Annotated in this window: 12 protein-coding genes; 9 read left to right on the forward strand and 3 right to left on the reverse strand. The window is 65.0% G+C overall.

The features are described 5' to 3' along the window. Window positions 1–76 precede the first annotated feature (76 nt). Together LG367_RS00730 and LG367_RS00735 are read left to right on the forward strand one after the other, a co-directional pair. Window positions 77–1,456, forward strand: coding sequence for an alpha-L-fucosidase (locus LG367_RS00730; RefSeq protein ID WP_226467300.1), 1,380 nt, complete (start codon window positions 77–79; stop codon window positions 1,454–1,456). Next, entirely contained in the window at window positions 1,453–2,901 is a 1,449-nt protein-coding gene (locus LG367_RS00735; protein ID WP_226467301.1) for an alpha-L-fucosidase, read from the forward strand. The genes LG367_RS00730 and LG367_RS00735 overlap by 4 nt, the downstream gene beginning before the upstream one ends. Window positions 2,902–2,950: 49 nt before the next feature. Here the strand turns inward: LG367_RS00735 and LG367_RS00740 are convergent, their stop codons facing one another. Together LG367_RS00740 and LG367_RS00745 are read right to left on the reverse strand one after the other, a co-directional pair. Next, window positions 2,951–5,374 (reverse strand): glycoside hydrolase family 3 N-terminal domain-containing protein, encoded by a 2,424-nt coding sequence (locus LG367_RS00740; protein WP_226467302.1) that lies wholly within the window; start codon window positions 5,372–5,374, stop codon window positions 2,951–2,953. Next, window positions 5,371–7,668 carry a family 20 glycosylhydrolase gene (locus tag LG367_RS00745; protein ID WP_226467303.1) on the reverse strand — a complete coding sequence of 766 codons (2,298 nt, stop codon included), beginning with the start codon at window positions 7,666–7,668 and terminating at the stop codon, window positions 5,371–5,373. Before LG367_RS00745 ends, LG367_RS00740 begins: the two co-directional genes overlap by 4 nt. Window positions 7,669–7,829: 161 nt before the next feature. Between LG367_RS00745 and LG367_RS00750 the strand changes: the two genes are divergently transcribed. From LG367_RS00750 to LG367_RS00780, 7 genes are all read left to right on the forward strand, one after another. Beyond that, complete coding sequence (locus LG367_RS00750) at window positions 7,830–8,618, forward strand: FadR/GntR family transcriptional regulator (protein ID WP_226467304.1); 789 nt, start codon at window positions 7,830–7,832, stop codon at window positions 8,616–8,618. 358 nt (window positions 8,619–8,976) lie between these two features. Further along, a complete protein-coding gene (locus LG367_RS00755; RefSeq protein ID WP_226467305.1) occupies window positions 8,977–9,975 on the forward strand; it encodes an aldo/keto reductase in 999 nt (332 codons plus the stop codon). After that, window positions 9,972–10,847 carry an amidohydrolase family protein gene (locus tag LG367_RS00760; RefSeq protein WP_226467306.1) on the forward strand — a complete coding sequence of 292 codons (876 nt, stop codon included), beginning with the start codon at window positions 9,972–9,974 and terminating at the stop codon, window positions 10,845–10,847. The genes LG367_RS00755 and LG367_RS00760 overlap by 4 nt, the downstream gene beginning before the upstream one ends. A 31-nt stretch (window positions 10,848–10,878) precedes the next feature. Beyond that, window positions 10,879–11,625 carry an SDR family oxidoreductase gene (locus LG367_RS00765; protein ID WP_226467307.1) on the forward strand — a complete coding sequence of 249 codons (747 nt, stop codon included), beginning with the start codon at window positions 10,879–10,881 and terminating at the stop codon, window positions 11,623–11,625. A 55-nt stretch (window positions 11,626–11,680) separates the two neighbouring features. Continuing rightward, the gene (locus tag LG367_RS00770; protein WP_226467308.1) at window positions 11,681–12,556 is read left to right on the forward strand and encodes a fumarylacetoacetate hydrolase family protein; all 876 of its coding nucleotides are present in this window, start codon (window positions 11,681–11,683) and stop codon (window positions 12,554–12,556) included. A gap of 50 nt (window positions 12,557–12,606) precedes the next feature. Next, window positions 12,607–13,959 carry an L-fuconate dehydratase gene (locus tag LG367_RS00775; protein ID WP_226467309.1) on the forward strand — a complete coding sequence of 451 codons (1,353 nt, stop codon included), beginning with the start codon at window positions 12,607–12,609 and terminating at the stop codon, window positions 13,957–13,959. An 18-nt stretch (window positions 13,960–13,977) separates the two neighbouring features. Continuing rightward, window positions 13,978–15,114: an L-lactate dehydrogenase gene (locus LG367_RS00780; protein ID WP_226467310.1), complete on the forward strand. Its 1,137-nt coding sequence runs from the start codon at window positions 13,978–13,980 to the stop codon at window positions 15,112–15,114. A 185-nt stretch (window positions 15,115–15,299) separates the two neighbouring features. On the opposite strand, the gene LG367_RS00785 is transcribed toward LG367_RS00780, so the two are convergent. Further along, window positions 15,300–16,655 carry an alpha-L-fucosidase gene (locus LG367_RS00785; RefSeq protein ID WP_226467311.1) on the reverse strand — a complete coding sequence of 452 codons (1,356 nt, stop codon included), beginning with the start codon at window positions 16,653–16,655 and terminating at the stop codon, window positions 15,300–15,302. Window positions 16,656–16,680 lie beyond the last annotated feature (25 nt).

The following is a 16,680-nucleotide window of genomic DNA, read 5'->3' on the forward strand; positions in this document are numbered from 1 at the left end:
CCTTCGGCTGATCCTAGGTTTCCCGCCGGCCATTCATGGGTATAAATTGGTCCAACCAATGGGCCAATGAGGGCGTATGAGAACCCATCTGTTCGCTTTGTTGAGCGGCCTGGCGCTGTGGCTGCCAGGACCTCTCGTTGCCGCCGCCGAGACGGCTGCCGCACCGGCCCCGGATGCTCGCGCCGAAAGCGTCGAAGCCAAGGCGCGCCGGATGCAATGGTTCGCCGACGCCAAGCTCGGCATCTTCATCCACTGGGGCATCTACGCCGTGGACGGCGTCGACGAGTCGTGGGCGTTCTTCAACGGCAAGATGTCGCATGCCGACTACATGAAGCAGTTGGGCGGCTTCACCGCCAGTCGCTACGACCCCGCCGCATGGGTGGACCTGATCCAACGGAGCGGCGCGCGCTACGCGGTGCTGACGGCGCGCCATCATGACGGCGTCGCGCTCTGGGACAGCCGGCAAGGGCTCAACGTCGTCAAGGACACGCCGGCCAAGCGCGATTTGATCGCGCCCTTCGTCGACCGCTTGCGCGATGCGGGATTGAAGGTCGGCCTGTACTACTCGCTGCCGGACTGGTCGTATTCCGACTACGACGGCTTCACGCGCAAGCAGAAGCGTTACGACTTCACCGCGGAGCCGCAGCGCTGGCAACGCTTCCTGGATTATTACCAGGGCCAGCTCGCCGACCTGGGCGAGCGCTACAAGCCCGATCTCTATTGGTTCGATGGCGACTGGGAACACGACGCCAAGGCCTGGCAGTCGGCGAAAGTGCGGCGCGAGATCCTGGCGCGCAATCCGAACGCGATCATCAATTCGCGCCTCAACGCATACGGCGATTACGCCACGCCCGAACAGGGCGTGCCGGTGCTGCGACCCGAGGCGCCGTATTGGGAACTGTGCCTGACGATGAACATGTCGTGGGGCTATCAACCTCGCGATACGGAATACAAGAACGCCAACCAGATCATCCATCTGTTCGCCGGCGTCGTCGGCATGGGCGGCAATCTGCTGCTGGACATCGGGCCGCGCGAGGACGGCACGATCGATCCGCGCCAGGTCGCGATCCTGGAAGGGCTCGGACGCTGGACCGGCAAGCACGCGCAAGCGATCTACGGCACCGTCGCCGGCCCGTCGCTGGATCACTACGCAGGCCCCAGCACGCAGTCGAAGGACGGGAAGACGCTGTATCTGTTCGTCGACGGCAAGCCGAGCGGCGAACTGCTGGTCAAGGGCCTGGATGCGAAGGTCACGAACGCCTACGTCGTCGGCGGCAAGCAGCCGGTGCAAACGCGCGTGCTCGGCAAGTACGACTGGAGCAAGGTGCCGGGGCTGCTGTACCTCTCGATTCCGGAGGATGCCTTCGATCCCGACATGACCGTGGTCGCGCTGGAACTCGACCGCCCCGTGACGCTGTATCGCGAGACCTCCAAACCGATCGAGAGCAACGAATGACCTCATCACGCTCGCTATTGCTGGCAGCGCTGCTCGCGACCTGCGCTTTCCAGGCCTCGGCGAACAGCCCAGGCGATTACGTTCCAGAAACCGATCCGGCGGTGCTGCGCAAGTTGGAACAATGGAAGGACTGGAAATTCGGTTTCATGATGCATTGGGGGCCGTACAGCCAGTGGGGCATCGTCGAATCGTGGTCGATCTGCTCGGAGGACGTGCCCTGGTGCAAGCGTCCGCCCGGCGTGAGCTATGTCGATTACGTCAGGCGCTACGAGCAGCTGCCGGAGACGTTCAATCCGGTGAAGTTCGATCCGCAGTCGTGGGCGCGCGTGGCCGAGGCCGCGGGCACGAAGTACGTGGTGTTCACCACCAAGCATCATGACGGCTTCAACATGTTCGACACGCGGCAGAGCGATTACCGCATCACCGCGCCGAACGTGCCCTTCCACGACAATCCGCGCTCGAACATCACGAAACAAGTGTTCGACGCCTTCCACGCGCGCGGTTTCGGCATCGGCGCCTACTTCTCCAAGCCGGACTGGCACAACGACGACTACTGGGCGCCGGAATGGGCCACGCCCGACCGCAACGTCAACTACGACACGGGCAAATATCCGGAACGCTGGAAGCGCTTCGTGAAATTCACGCATGCGCAGATCGAGGAACTGACCACAGGCTATGGACCGCTGGACATCCTCTGGCTCGATGGCGGATGGGTGCGCTCCAAGGACCCGGCTCGCGGCGAAGGATCCCAGCACTGGTCGCAAGACATCGACATGCCGGGACTGACGAAGCTGGCGCGCTCGCATCAGCCGGGATTGATCGTGGTCGATCGCGCGGTGGGGGGTCCCTATGAAAACTACCGCACGCCCGAGCAGGAGATTCCCGACAAGCCTCTGCCCTATCCCTGGGAAACCTGCATGACCTTGGGCGATTCCTGGTCGTACACGCCCAACGACAACTACAAGCCCGCGCGCAAGGTGGTGCAGATGCTCGTGGATGTGGTGGCCAAGGGCGGCAACTACCTGCTCAACGTCGGGCCGGATGCCAACGGTGAACTGCCGCCGGTCGCGGTGCAGCGATTGCAGGAAATCGGCCAGTGGATGCACGTCAACGGCGAAGCGATCTACGCCAGCCGCGCGATCGCGCCCTATGTCGCCGATCGTTTCCGCTACACCGCGCTGCGCGATGGCACGGTGTACGCGATCTATTTGCCCGAAGCCGCGGAATCGCAGCTGCCCGCCAGATTGGAAATCCCTGGCCCCGCGCCGGCTGCGGGCGCGAGCGTGCGCATGCTGGGCGACGACACGGCGCTGACGTGGCGGCGCGAAGGCGATCGCACCGTCGTCGAGGTGCCCGCGAGCGTGCGCAAGCGCAGCGCAGGTGGTTATGCGTGGACGATCAAGTTGCCTGGTGCCGCTCCCGCATCGCAAGTTGCGATCGAATGATTTCGAAAACCCCGCTCTCGCGAACGAGAACGGGGCTTCATTGCTCCGATCAGTCCGCGGCGACCTCGAACTCGCCCTGTTGGCGAATGTCTTCCGATCCTGATCCGACCATGACGCGGAAACGGCCCGGCTCGACGACGTGCTGCATCTGCCGATTCCACAACGCCAGATCCGGGGGCTTGAGAACGAAGCGCACGGTCCGGCTTTCGCCGGGCTTCAGATGGATGCGCTCGAAGCCGCGTAGATTCTTCTCGTAGGTCGTCACCGAACTGACCAGATCACGCGTATAGAGTTGCACCACTTCATCGCCGGCGCGGCGGCCGCTATTGCGCACCTCCACGCTGACGGTGATCTCGCCCTGCGGATGCTGACGCGTCGGCGCGATGCGCAAGTCGGAATACTCGAAACTCGTGTAGCTCAACCCGTAGCCAAAGCTGTACAACGCGCCGTTGATGCGGGATTTCTCGCCTTCCCACTGCGCGTTCGGTTTGGTCGGGAAGTTGAACGGAATCTGCCCGGCCGTTTTTGGAAACGTCACCGTCAGCTTGCCGCCCGGGTTGTAGTCGCCGAACAGGACATCGGCGATGGCGGTGCCGCCCTGATCGCCCGGAAACCAGGCTTCCAGGATCGCCTGCACATGCGCGTCGGCCCAGTTCACCGACATCGGCCGGCCGTTGATGAGCACCAGCACCACCGGCGTGCCGGTAGCATGCACGGCCTGCAATAGCTCTTGTTGCCTGCCGGGGAGATCAAGACTGGTGCGGCTCAGGCTTTCGCCGACGGTGCGATCGCCATCGCCGAGCACGACCACCGCGACGTCGGCGCCGGTCGCCGCGCGCACGGCCTCGTCGATGCCGGCGCGCTCGATGGCGCTCAACGGCTCCGGCAAGATTTCGATGCGCGGCCAGTTGTCGCCCGCGATCTCGACGCCCTTCGCGTAACGCACATCGACCTTCGCACCGAGCTTGCGCCGGAGCCCTTCGAGCACGGTGACCGCATGGCCGCCGCCCGGACCGTAGTGGCGATGCGCATAGCGGCCGTCGTCGGCGTTCGGACCGATCACCGCGATCGATTTCAGATGCTTGTCCAGCGGCAGCGCGCCGCCTGCGTTCTTCAGCAGCACCAGGCTTTCGCGCGCGGCCTGCAGCGCCACGGCGCGATGCGTCTCGGAGTTCGCCAGCCGCGCGCTGGCCTCGGCATCCTCGACGTACGGACGATCGAACAGGCCGATAGTGAACTTGACCCGGAGGATGTCGCGCACGCGCGCGTCGATGGTCGTCATCGACAGACTGCCATCTCGCACCGCTTCGCGCAGCGGCAGCACGAACCGCTCTGGTTCGGTGAAGTTGGTGCGGATGTTGAGCCCGGCCTCCACCGCCTGCCGCACCGCGTCCTTCGCATCGGAGGCCACCGCATGCTTCGTGTACAGATATTCGACCGCTTCGCTGTCGGACACGACGTAGCCGCGGAAGCCGAAATCGTTGCGCAGGCGCTCGGTCAGCCAGTACCGGCTGCCCGTGACCGGAATGCCGTCGTAATCGTTGTACGAACTCATCACGCCGAGCAATCCCGCTTCGCGGATCGCCGCCGCGAACGGTGGCAGGAAAATGTCCTCGACCTCGCGCGGCGTCACCTGCGGATCGGTACGCGCATCGCCTTCGCGCGCGCCCTTGTTGTTGCTGTAGACAGCGAAATGTTTGGCGGTGGCGGCGACGGTGAAGTCCTGCTGCAATCCCTTCACCATCTCGACGCCAAGACGCGAGACGAGGTACGGATCTTCGCTGTACACCTCCTCCATGCGGCCCCAACGCTGGTCGCGCGCGACGTCGAGGATCGGCGCGTAAACATTGGTATAACCGAGCGCACGCGCTTCCAGACCGGTGATGCGCCCGATCCTGCGCACCAGCGCCTTGTTCCAGGTGTGGCCGATCCCGAGTTGGCTCGGGAAGTTGGTCGCGCTCCAGGCCTCGACGCCACGGATGCCTTCGTTAGTGAAATCCGCGGGAATGCCGAGGCGGGTCTGTTCGATGAAGAAGCGCTGCACCTCGTTCATCGCCCAGATGTGACGGCGCGGATCGGTCGCGTAAGGGCTGCGCTTGCCGTCGCCGAAGCCGTTGTGCATCTCGTCGATGTTGCCGATGCCGTCCTTCCACAACTGCTGCTTCCATTGCGGCGTCGGCAAAGGATCGCGCAGGACACGGCCGTAGCCGTAGAGCGTGGCCATCTGCACGGTCTTTTCTTCGATCGTCATCTGCGAGAGCAGATTCTCGATACGTGCGTCGATGTTCGCGCGAGGATTCTCGTAGACGTCCTGCCGGCCGTTCTTGTTCAGATCGAGCCAGCCGTCGCGGTAGACGGCCGGAACCGGTGCAAAGGCCGCGCGATCCGCCTGCGGTGGCGCGGCGCCTGTCTCGGCACCCGGCATCGCCAGCGCGATCGCCCCCGCGAGCGCGCAGCAACGCAGGTGGTTCAATGCAACCACCAGTCGTGGGGCACTGGCACGGCCGTGGCGCCATCGCGTTCGACAAGCAACTGCAATTGCTTGTCACCGCCGCCCTGGAAGTAGCGCAGCTCGAAGGCATGCAGTCCGGCCCCCAGTGCGACGCTGCCGTAAGAATCGCCGGGCGATTGCGGACCGTCACGATCGACCACCAGCTTGTCGTCGATCAACAGCCGCGCCCCGTCGTCGGAGCCGAGCACGAAGCGGTAGACGCCGTCACTCGGGACGGCAATGTAGCCGCGATAACGCAGACCGAACGTATCGGGGCGCGCTTCCTCCGGCAGGCCGATGTCGCGCACCGTTTCGCTGCGAACCGCTTTCTGCGACAGCAATTGCTCGGTGCGCGTGATCGCGACTTCGTAGTAGTCGCGTTCGAGTCCTGGCCGCAACTTCTTACGCTCGATATTTGATGCCGGCTGCAGCTGCGCGAGCGCGTAATGCGCGCGACTGATCGGCCCCAGGCGTCCGCCCGGCAGTTCCAATCGCGCCGACACCACGGTGCCGCCTGGCTCGAGTGCGAGCGCGATCGGTCCTTCGTACGCGGGCGACGCGCTCGTCGGCGCACTGCCATCCAGGCTGTAGCGCACGCGCGCATCGGGCAACGGCGAGGTCAAACGCACCTTCGTCTGTGGCTGCAGCGAGATCGCATCGCCTTCGAGCCCGATCACGTCGGGTACGCGGTAATTCACCCGCAACGTATCCAGAAACTGCAATTGCGGTTCCAGGCGGCGATTGAAATCCTCCCAGCCACGCCCTTCGCGCGGGGACCACAACACTTCGCTCAATGCCAGTGCGCGCGGCCACAGCATGTACTCCACCGCGTCGCTGCTGCGCATGCGTTCGGTCCAGACATTGCCTTGGGCACCGATCACATGTTTGGCCTGCGCCGGCGTCAGCTTGTCCGGCACCGGTTCGAACGCATAGACCTGCCGCAGCGGCAGATTGCCGGAGCAGACCGGCTCATCCTTCGACAGCGACTGGCAGTAATCAAGATAGACGTGGGAAGTGGGCGACATGATCACGTCATGGCCACGCCGCGCCGCGACGATGCCGCCATCCATGCCACGCCAGGACATCACGGTGGCGCTCGGCAACGGATTGCCGTCGAGGATCTCATCCCAACCGATCACCTTGCGGCCGTGCTCGTGCAGGTACTTCTCCACGCGCCGCATGAACCAGCCTTGCAGCGCGTGTTCGTCTTTCAATCCTTCGCGACGGATGATGTCCTGCGCGAGGGGGCTCTGCTGCCAGCGCACGATCGGTGCTTCGTCGCCGCCGAGATGGATATAGGGCGAGGGGAAGATGTCCATCACCTCGGTCAACACGTTCTCGATGAAGGTGAAAGTCGCCTCGCTCGGGCACAACACGTTGTCGTCCACGCCCCAGGTGGCGCGCACCTCGAACGGGCCTGGCGTGCAGGCCAGTTCCGGATACGCGGCGAGCGCGGCGACGGTGTGGCCGGGCATCTCGATCTCGGGAATGACCTGGATGTGCAGTTGCTTGGCATACGCCACCAGTTCGCGCGCCTCGGCCTGCGTGTAGAAGCCGCCGTAGCGCCGCTCATCGAACGTGTCCGGGCCGTCGCGATGCTGGATCGAGGTACGCGCGCGCCAGGCGCCGACTTCCGTGAGCTTGGGATAACGCTTGATCTCCAACCGCCAGCCCTGGTCCTCGGTCAGATGCCAGTGGAAGGTGTTGAACTTGTAGCGCGCCATCAGATCGAGCGTGCGCTTGAGGAAATCCAGCGGATACAGATGCCGTCCGACATCGAGCATCAGGCCGCGATAACCGAAGCGCGGCGCGTCCTCGATCGCGAGCGCCGGCACGCCGGTCTTGGCGCTGTTGGGAGGCGCGAGTTGCCGCAAGGTCTGCAAGCCGTAGAACAGGCCGGCCGGCGTGGCGGAGGTCAATCGGATGCCGTCCGCGTTCACGGCGAGGCGATAGCCCTCGGGGTTAGCACCGGGTGCCGGCTGCAGGGCCAGGGTCAGATCCGCCCGGCGATCGCCGCCGTGCTGCAACTCCACCGGCACGCCCCAGGCCTCGCGCAGGATCGTCACGGCCAGTTCGCCCAAGGCGCGGCCATCCGCGTCGTCGGCCGGGATCGCGACCCGTGCCGAGGCTCCCGGCCGATAGCGCCCCTCAGACAACTGCATATGCGCAGGCGCAGGCAGCAAGCGGGGCGCGGGCGCTTCCTTCGCCCCGGCAAATGCCGGCAACACGTTCAGGGAAACCAGGCAGACAGCGAACAGACCGGGGAGGAATCTCATGGGCACTCCGGATTCTTGGATTCAAGATGAAATGAATAGCAGGGGTGGACGCATCCGGTCCGCCAGCGTCTAATCGCTGTCGTGCAGTGGTTCCCAGCGATGCTTCGACGGATCGATAATGAACCCCGGCAAAGGTTCAATGGTCCAACCATTACCATACTATGCCCGTCCAAAGCATCCAGAACCGCCGTCTTTATCAACAAATCGCCGATCAGCTGCGGGTCCTGATCAACCGCGGCGAGTACCCGCCGGGCAGCTATTTGCCGGCCGAGCGCGAGCTTTCGCAGCAGTTCGGCGTGAGCCGGACCTCGCTGCGCGAGGCACTGATCGCACTGGAAGTGATCGGGATGGTCCGGGTCCGCGTCGGGGACGGGGTCATGGTGATCGGGCCGGAACCGCCGGTCGCCGCCGATGCGGCCGTCCTCGGCCAGAAGTCCGGCGGCCGCGTCCTGGACCGCGCCATGCGCAGCCAGCCGTGGGTGCCGGACCCGGAACTGGGCATCGAAACCGACCTGGACGCGGAGATCCCGCCGTTCTCGCTGCTGCAGGCGCGGCGGCTGGTGGAACCGGAAACCGCGGCTCTGGCCGCCGAGAACGCCACCGATGCGGAGATCGACGGCATCGAAGAGGCTTACCGGCGCAATATCGAGGACAACCGCGTCGGCTCGGTCACCCACCCGGGCGACCGCCTGCTGCACATCCGCATCGCCGACGCCAGCGGCAATCCTGCCTATGCCCTGTTGATCCGGCACCTGCTGGGGCACAAGTACGGCGCCATGTTCCAGCGGGTCCAGGAGCTGTATTCCAGCGAGGACATGCCGCATCGCTCCGAGCACGAGCACGCCGCCATCGTCACCGCCATCCGTCGCCGCGACCCCATCGCGGCCCGCCTGGCCATGCAGCGGCACCTGGACTCGGTGCTGCGGATTTTCTCCGGCAACGAGCGCTGAAACACTAGTCCTCACGTACCGGACCGACGGCGGCGGGCGGAAAGCCTGCCCGCCGCTTATCCCTGAACGCATTCATCTTCAGTGCCGGCCCAGGCACCGCTGCGCCTGGACGCGATGCTGCGCCGCAGCTTGATAACATTCAAATATAAGATGATGTTTGTATATAAAATATCGCCAACTGCCTTGTAAGGGCTTCCCCATCGCCACCGACCACCAGGTCTTGCGAGGAAATGTCGCGTCGATCGGGGCCGTCGGCCCTTCGTCCGGAGCATGCTCATGTCCGGCGACGGCGATTCGTGAAGGAGTGTGCGTGCCGGACGATCCCACGACGAATCAGATTGAGAAGAATCTGATCCAGATGACGCGACCCGTCGGCGCGACCGCCACGTCGGTCTCCGCGCTCGGCTTCGGCGCGGCGCCGATCGGCAATCTGTACGAGGAAGTGGACGAGGATCAGGCCTTGTCGGCCATCCGCGCGGCTTACGACGCCGGCGTGCGTTATTTCGACACCGCGCCGTACTACGGCTATGGCCTCAGCGAAAGCCGCCTGGGTCGTGGCTTGCGCGATCTGCCACGCAGCTCGCTGACGATTTCCACGAAGGTCGGCCGCCGTGTTCACGACGATGCGGCCGCGGTGGGACGACGCGATGGTTTCGCCGTCGACGGCCGTCGCGCGGAATTCGACTACAGCCGCGACAGCGTGCTGCGTTCGATCGAATCCAGTCTGCGGCGGCTCGACACGGATTACATCGACATCCTGCTGCTGCACGACATCGGCCGGCTCACACACGGCGAACGCCACGAGGCCGTTCTGCGTCAGGCGCTGGAGGAAGCACTGCCGGCGATGGACGAGCTGAAGGCATCTGGCGTGTGCCGCGCGATCGGCATCGGCGTCAATGAGCAGGACATCGCGCTGGAGTTGATGCCTTTGTTTCCACTCGACTGCGTGATGCTCGCGGGACGCTACACCCTGCTGGAACAACACGATAGCCTCGCCGCGTTGCGGGAAGCACAACGACGCGGCATCTCGATCCTGGTGGCGGGTCCGTACAGCTCGGGATTGATGAGCGATGCCTCCGCGCCGGGGAAAACATACAACTACGCGCCGGTAGATGCGCGCACGCTGAAACGTGCCGAGCGGATTTACGCAATCTGCGCGGTGCACGGCGTCGACGTCGGCGCGGCCGCACTGCAATTCCCCTTGGCCCATCCCGCGGTGGCGACCGTGGTCGCGGGCATGCGTTCGCCCGCGGAAGCGCGAAGCGCGGCACAGCGCATGCGGGCTCCACTCCCCTCGGCGCTGTGGCAAGACCTGCACACAGCCGGGTTGCTGGAAGCTGAGGCGCCGACGCCATGAACATCGTCGATGCGCATCTGCATTTCTGGCAACTGTCGCGCGGCGACTACGGCTGGCTGACGCCCGCGCTCGGCGCCTTGTACCGCGACTTCGTTCCAGCCGACATCGACGCGACGCTCGATGCCTCGGGCGTGGATGCTGTCGTCGTCGTGCAGGCCGCGCCGACCGAAGCGGAAACCCGCTTCCTGCTCGCTCTGGCGCAGCGGCATCCGCGCATCGCCGGCGTGGTGGGGTGGACGGATTTCGAGGCGGCCGATGTCGCCTCTCGTATCGCCGATCTGCGCGCCGTCCGCAATGGTGTGTTGAAAGGCTTCCGGCCGATGGTGCAGGACATCGCCGACACGCGTTGGCTGATGCGCCCCGAACTGGACGCGGCATTCGAGGCATTGATCGCCCACGATCTGGCATTCGACGCGCTGGTGAAGCCCGAACATCTTCCCGCGCTGGAATTCCGACTGCAGCGGCATCCTTCGTTGCGAACCGTGCTCGACCACGCCGGCAAGCCCGCGATCGGCCCGCACGGATTCGATGCGTGGGCCGATACGATCGCGCGTTTGGCGAAGCAGCCGCAGCTGGTCTGCAAACTTTCAGGCCTGCTGACCGAGGTCGGCGAGAACGTATCGCCATCGTCCGTGGAGCCCTTCGTCGCCCACGTCTTCGCCTGCTTTGGACCAGAACGCGTGATGTGGGGCAGCGATTGGCCGGTGCTGACGCAACGGGCCAGCTATACCGAGTGGCTGTCGTTCGCTCAGGCGTTGGTGGCGCGTCATGCCCCCGGCCACGAGCAATCGGTGTTTTCACAAAACGCTCGGCGCTTCTATCGCCTCGACATCGATTCCCTTCTCCCAGATTCCACGAGGAATGCGACATGAGAACACGCCTCGACCAGGCAGAGGCCGCAGGATGAGCGCGCGCTTGAGCGGAAAGCGCTGCCTGATCACCGCGGCGGGCGCGGGCATCGGCCGCGAAAGCGCGCTCGCGTGCGCGCGCGAAGGCGCGCAGGTGCTGGCGACCGACATCGACGCGGCCGCGCTGGCGTCGCTCGCGGCGGAGAACTCCGCGATCGAAGTCCGCACCTTGAACGTGACCGATCCCGCCGCGATCACTGCGCTCGTCGCGGACGAGCCCGGCTTCGATGTCCTGTTCAACTGCGCCGGCTACGTGCACCAGGGCAGCATCCTCGATTGCGACGAGGAGGCATGGAAGCGCTCCTTCACCCTCAACGTCGATGCCATGTATCGCCTGTGCAAGACGGTGCTGCCCGGCATGCTGGCGCGCGGCAGCGGCAGCATCATCAACATGTCTTCGGTGGCGTCCAGCATCAAGGGCGCGCCGAACCGCTTCGTCTACGGCGTCACCAAGGCCGCGGTGATCGGGCTGACCAAATCCATCGCCGCCGATTTCGTCGCCAAGGGCATTCGCTGCAACGCGATCTGTCCAGGCACCGTCGACACGCCCTCGCTCGCCGGACGCATCGCCGCGCTCGGCGGCGACCAGGATTCGGTGCGCAAGAGTTTCGTCGATCGCCAGCCGATGGGACGCCTGGGCGATCCGCGTGAGATCGCGGCGCTGGTGGTCTATCTCGCCTCCGACGAATCCTCGTTCACCACGGGCCAGACCCACGTCATCGATGGGGGCTGGTCGATATGAAGCTTGTTGATACGAAGCACGCCGATATGAAGCCGCGTCACGGGAAAGGATCGCGATGAAACTGCTGCGTTATGGAACACCGGGCCGCGAGAAGCCCGGATTGCTGGATCGGGACGGACGCGTGCGCGATTTGAGCGCGATCGTCGACGACATCGCGGGTGAACATCTCACCCGCGCCGGACTGGATGCGTTGCGCCGGATCGATCCCGCCACGTTGCCTATCGTTGAAAGCGCGGCGCGCTACGGCCCCGCGGTCGGCCGCGTGGGCAAGTTCGTCTGCGTCGGTTTGAACTATGCGGATCACGCCGCGGAATCCGGCATGGCCGTGCCGGATCAACCGGTGCTGTTCATGAAGGCCACATCGGCGATCGTCGGTCCGAATGATGACGTCGTCATTCCACGCGGCTCGGTGAAGACCGATTGGGAAGTCGAGCTAGGCGTGGTGATCGGCGATGTCGCGCGCGACGTGCCGGTGGACGCTGCGCTCGAACACGTCGCCGGCTATCTGGTGGTCAATGATCTATCCGAGCGCGAATTCCAGCTCGAACACGGCGGCCAGTGGGTGAAGGGCAAGAGTTGCGACACCTTCGGTCCGATCGGCCCGTGGCTGGTGACGCGCGATGAAGTGCCCGATCCGCAGAACCTGTCGTTGTGGCTGGAGGTCAACGGCCATCGCTATCAGAACGGCAATACCCGCACCATGATCTTCACCATCGCCCATCTGGTCAGCTACATCAGCCGCTACATGACGCTGATGCCGGGCGATGTGATCAGCACCGGCACGCCGCCCGGCGTGGGACTGGGGCTGAAACCGCCGACCTATCTCAAGCCCGGCGATGTGATGGCGCTGGGAATCGAAGGTCTCGGACAACAGCGGCAACAGGTGATCGCACACGACGCCGATGCGCATCGCGCGTCGAGTGGATCGTGACCGGCAGCCTCGGCAACGAAACGACATCAGGACGACAGGCTTCCTCCCGCATGAGCACGATCACCGCCATCGACACCTACGACGTGCGCTTTCCGACATCGCGCCAGCTGGATGGCTCGGACGCGATGAATCCGGACCCCGACTATTCGGCCGCCTATCTCGTCCTGCGTACCGATGCCGCCGATGGCCTGGCCGGTCATGGCCTGGTGTTCACCATCGGGCGCGGCAACGACGTGCAGACGGCGGCGGTGGCGGCGCTGTCGCATCTGGTCGTCGGCCGCAAGGTCGAGGAGGTACTGGATGATCTCGGCGCCTTCGCGCGCAGCCTCACCGACGATTCGCAACTGCGCTGGCTCGGCCCGGAAAAAGGCGTGATGCACATGGCGATCGGCGGCGTGATCAATGCCGCCTGGGACATGGCGGCACGGCGCGCGGGCAAGCCGTTGTGGCGCTTCATCGCCGAGATGAGCCCGGAGCAGTTGGTGTCACAGATGGATTTCCGCTATCTCTCCGATGCGCTGACGCCGGAAGAAGCGCTCGACATCTTGCGCCGCGCGGAGCCCGGCAAAGCCGCACGCATCACCGAGCTGCTGGAAAAAGGTTATCCCGCCTACACCACCTCGCCCGGCTGGCTTGGCTATTCCGACGAGAAGCTGGTGAGGTTAGCGAAGCAGGCCGTGGCCGATGGGTTCCGCACCATCAAGTTGAAGGTGGGCGCGAACGTCAGCGACGACGTGCGCCGCTGCCGCCTCGCGCGCGAAGCGGTTGGCCCGGAGATCGCGCTCGCCGTCGACGCCAACCAGCGCTGGGATGTTCAGCCCGCGATCGACTGGATCCGCCAATTGGCATCGTTCGACCTCGCCTGGGTGGAGGAACCGACCAGCCCCGACGACGTGCTCGCGCACGCGACGATCCGTCGCGGCGTCTCGCCGGTGCCCGTCTCGACGGGCGAGCACACGCAGAACCGCGTGGTATTCAAACAATTGCTGCAGGCGCAGGCGGTCGACCTGATCCAGATCGATGCCGCGCGCGTGGGCGGCGTCAACGAGAATCTGGCGATCCTGCTGCTGGCGGCCAAGTTCGGCGTGCGCGTGTTCCCGCATGCCGGTGGCGTGGGCCTGTGCGAACTGGTGCAGCATCTGGCGATGGCGGATTTCGTCGCCATCACCGGCAGGATGGAGGATCGCGCGATCGAGTTCGTCGATCATCTGCACGAGCACTTCGTCGATCCGGTGCGCATTCGCCACGGTCGTTACCTCGCGCCCGCGCTGCCGGGTTTTTCCGCGGAGATGCACGCGCGCTCGGTGCGCGAGTATCTGTATCCCGACGGTCCCGTGTGGCATGCCGGAGTGCAGGATGATGACGACATGGCGATGACGCGGTTGCACGTTAGTCTCGACTAGGCCTTCAGGAACCATCTCATGGGACGCCCCGTCACCGACCTGCGCGAAGCCGCACGACGACGTCTTCCGCGCCTGCTGTTCGACTACGTCGACGGCGGCGCCTACGCCGAAGTGACCATCCGCCGCAATGCCGCGGACCTGGATGCGCTCGCGCTGCGGCAGCGGGTGATGGTCGACGTCTCCACGCTGTCGACGCGCACATCGCTGTTCGGACAAGAATTGTCGATGCCCGTCGCGCTGGCGCCCGTCGGCTTCTCCGGCATGTACGCGCGCCGTGGCGAAGTGCAGGCCGCGCGCGCGGCGCATGCGGCGGGCGTGCCGTTCTGCCTGTCCACGCTGAGCATCTGCGGCCTGGAGGAAGTGACCCGCGATGGCGGCGCGCCGGTGTGGTACCAGCTCTACATGGTGCGTGATCGCGGTTTCTGCGCAGAGATGCTGCAACGCGCGCAGGCAGCGGCGAGCCCTGTACTGCTGCTCACGGTCGACCTGCCCATCGCCGGCGCGCGTTATCGCGATCTGCGTTCGGGCATGTCCGCACCCACCGGCTGGCGCGGACAGTGGATGCGCGCCTGGCAAGGGCTCACGCATCCGGCCTGGCTGTGGGATGTGCAGTTGCGCGGCGGGCCGCACGGGTTCGGCAATCTGCCGCCGGAAGTGGCGGCCGGCGGTGTCGGCGGATTCGCGGCGTGGATCAAGTCGAATCTCGATCCCAGCGTGACCTGGAAGGACGTGGCCTGGGTGCGCGAACGCTGGAACGGGCCGATCGTGATCAAAGGCCTGCTCGATCGCGAAGACGCGCGCGCGGCGCTCGATGCCGGTGTGGACGGCATCGTGGTGTCGAACCACGGCGGACGCCAGCTCGACGGCGTGCCTTCCAGCATCTCCGCGCTGCCGGCGATCGCGGAGGAAGTCGGCGGCCGCATTCCGGTGTTGATGGACGGCGGCATTCGCTCCGGCCTGGACGTGCTGCGTGCGTTGGCGTCGGGCGCCGATGCCTGTCTGGTCGGCAAGGCCTGGGCTTACGCGCTGGGCGCCGGCGGTCAGGCGGGCGTGGCGGAAATGCTGGCCACGCTGCGCGCGGAGCTGGAAGTGGCGATGACGCTCACCGGTTGCACCGACGTGCGGCGGGCGGGTCGCGAGCTGCTGGCGCGCTGAGTGCGCGATACGGAGTCTGTGCGGGCCGGTTTCGGCTTCCAGCAGTTTTAGCTCGACACTCTACACGCGTCTTCCCGGCGAAAGCTGGGATGTAGGTTGCTTTTGTGTTGATTGCAGGAAAGATCGAAATGGATCCCAGCTGTCGCTGGGACGACAGAGCTGTGGTCGATTGAATCGAAAGTGTCCTAATCCTGATGCGCGCCCGCCTCCGATGAGGCCGCCACCGGCTGCGCGCTCCGCTTCAGCACCACGATGCGATCCGACTGATCAGCGCTCGCTTTCGGCAGCTTCACGATCAGCCCTTCCGGCAAACGCCTCAACTCCAGTGTCTCGCCGCTGCCGAATGCGCTGGCCGAGGCAATGTCCTGCAACGGCGGCAGCAGCAGATACTCGTCCTGCCACTCCAGCACGTGCACGTATACGGTGCCGTCCTTCGCTTCGGTGGTCACGCCCCAGGAACGCGGCGGCACCGGACCGGCTCGTGTGCCGTAGATCGAGGCGCCGTTGGTCTGCAGCCAGCGTCCCACCTGTTCCAGGCGCTCGACGAATTCCGGTTGCACCGTGCCTTCCGGCGTGGGGCCGATGTTGAGCAGGAAATTCGATCCCGCACCGGCCGCGCGCACGAGGAAGTGGATCAGTTCCTTCGAACTTTTGTAGCTGTGATCCTTGGCGTTGTAGCCCCAGGCGCCGTTGATGGTGTCACAGGCTTCCAGTGGCAGCCTACTGATATGGGCGGTGTTGAAGCCCGCCGTGTTCGCGCCCGGCAGGTCCTTCTCGAACATCTGGAAGTCCTCGCCGGGATAAGGCGCCTTGTGATGATTGCTGCCGACCAGCGCCGACGGTTGCAGGCGATGGATGAGATCGTAGGTGCGGCCGAGCCGCCAGTCGGCGTCGGGCTTGTCCCACATGCCGTCGAACCAGATGCCGCCGATCTCGCCGTAATTGGTGAGCAGTTCGGTCAACTGCGCATCCATATAGTCCAGATAGCGGTTGAAGTCACCGCCCGCCTTCCGGCCAGCCGCCTGGCCGGTTTTGCCGAGCGGCGAGAAATCCGGATGATGCCAATCCAGCTGCGAGTAGTAGAAGAACAGCTTGATGCCCTGGCGATGCGCCTCGTCGGCCAACTCTTTAAGCGGATCGCGCTTGAATTTCGTGGCATCGGCGATGTTCCAGCGCGATTGCTTCGTCGGCCACATCGCGAAGCCGTCGTGGTGCTTGCTGGTGATGGTGATGTACTTCATGCCGGCACGCTTGGCCAGGTCGACGATGGCTTTGGCGTCGAATTTCTCCGGATTGAATCGCGTGGCGAATTTCTCGTACTCGGCGATCGGAATCTTTTCGTTCTCCATCACCCACTCGCCCCGCCCGGGCACGCTGTACACGCCCCAGTGGATGAACAGGCCGAAGCGTGCATCCTGAAACCACTGCACCGCATCGGCCTGAGCGTGCGTGCGCGCGTCGTCGTTAGCCGCCTGCGCGGCTCCGGTGCAGGCCAGCATCAGCACGAACGCGAACCGGAACACCTTCCGAAACAGCTTCATCGTCTTGATTCCTGCGGGATCGTTA

The sequence above is a fragment of the Luteimonas panaciterrae genome (assembly GCF_020511115.1).
Taxonomy (GTDB): domain Bacteria; phylum Pseudomonadota; class Gammaproteobacteria; order Xanthomonadales; family Xanthomonadaceae; genus Luteimonas; species Luteimonas panaciterrae.